Annotated in this window: 2 protein-coding genes; both read right to left on the bottom strand. The window is 61.2% G+C overall.

The genetic code is table 11. The features are described from left to right. Positions 1-922 (bottom strand): type II toxin-antitoxin system HipA family toxin (locus GY725_20115; protein MCP4006490.1); only part of this gene is annotated, 922 nt, incomplete at its 3' end. A 2-nt stretch (positions 923-924) separates the two neighbouring features. Next, the coding region (locus GY725_20110; protein ID MCP4006489.1) for a hypothetical protein at positions 925-1,673 on the bottom strand (749 nt) is incomplete at its 5' end.

The raw sequence follows: 1,673 nt of genomic DNA, 5'->3' as shown, positions 1-1,673 counted from the left end.
TCGGACTGATGCTGTCCGGGTAGATCAGTGACCAGTTCTTGTGATGTGCGTCGCCGTTGCCGCTGGCAATTACGAAAACGATGCGATCGATCAGCAGAAGTACCTCCTCCTCTCCCGCGATGGAAAGCACGAGCGAGGCGATCGTCTCGTAGTTGTATTTCCGGTACTTGTTCTCAGGGTAGAGATTGAGAATCTGGGCGAAGTCCTCTTGATGGATGCGTACGCCGCCGGGCGGTCGGTCGTAGCGCTCGAGGGCGAGTGCCGGCTCGCCCCGCAGCTTATCGAGACCAGACGGAAGACCTTCGATTCGATGGGTGTCGACGAGCTCAAAGCGCGGAACCGAGATTCCTGCCTCGCGTGCCCAACGAAGAGTGGACCACTCGTTTAGAGGGACTCTTTCGAACCTCGCGTCGGGAAGCTTGACGAGCCAGTCGCCACCCTGTCCGCTCGCCGGGAGAACGAGGGCCTTGCCTCTGCGGCTGACCGAGAACTTGAGTTGAACGCCGGCCAAGGAGAATCGCAATCTTGTACCGTTCTCGGGCGTGCGGTGGTCTTCGGTCTCCTCATCCTCCCCAAATGCGATGACGTCCTCTTCCTCCTCCGATGGGATCGCGCGGATCGCGCCTGGTAGATCTTCGCCGAGGTGTCGCAGAATGAAATACTCGCGCGACGGTGCGACCCCTACTTCGCTCGCGATAAGGTTCCGCAGCTCGCCTTCCGGTAGAAGATTCGAGAAAAACGGCGGTAGGCGCTGGCGGGAGACATAGCTTCGGCGTAGATCGTCCTCGAACCACTGACCGAGCACAGGTCTCGGGTAGAGATCGAGGTAGGAGTCGAGAAAGCGGAACTCGATGCGGTCTTCGTGGCCCGACCGCGTGAGGACTCCGACGTCGGTATCGCCGAGCCGAATTCGTATCGACATCCCTAGATCTCCTCGGAGTCACTCACAACCAGTGACGTGATCGACGGCCGGTCGGATTCGTTCCAGCGGGCGTGGCGGGCGAGAAAGCTCTCCAAGTGCTCCTCGAGAAGAGTTCGTCGTCGTTCGAGGAATTCGCGAAACCGCCCGCGGCGAAGCGCCTCGATTGCCTCTTCGTCGACCGCATGGGACGTCCGTACGCGGCGACCCGAGCTCGACAGCAGCAATCGTCGGAGACCTGAGGGAGTTGCCGGATGGAAGAATCGGTTTGCCACCGATCGCACCAGATCCTTGTCGAGCCCGGAGCCCGCTGTGAACATCTGCCGGAAGGCGTGAGGGCCGGTCGCGAGCTCCTCGACGTCGAGAATCTCTCCGCTCGCGAGATCGCGAGGCTGTAGCGCGACCAGCGCGAGCGCTTGGAGCTTTGACGCCGCGAAGCGAAAATTGAAGTTGCCGTGAGGAACGACCGGCTGCTCTTTGCGGAGCGATCCGAGAAGCGCTTGAACGGCCTGTTCCTCGTCGTGACCGATAAGCGCCAGCGTCGAACGCGTGGAGACGGTCGCTCCTTGATGCTGAGCGCTCCACGCACCTCTCCAGACCCAGCGTGCGAGGAGGTCTCGCGATCGCGGCTGTGGGCTCGGATGGAGATGGAAGAAGCGGCTCAGGGTCAAGATCGGCAGCTTGTAAGGCAGCAAGCTCTCATGGGGAATGTCGGCGTCGTTCTTGAGGAAGAGGACCGCGGCCTCAAGGGCTT

Source organism: bacterium, assembly GCA_024226335.1.
Classification (GTDB): domain Bacteria; phylum Myxococcota_A; class UBA9160; order SZUA-336; family SZUA-336; genus JAAELY01.
This window is presented reverse-complemented; position numbering and strand designations above follow the sequence as displayed.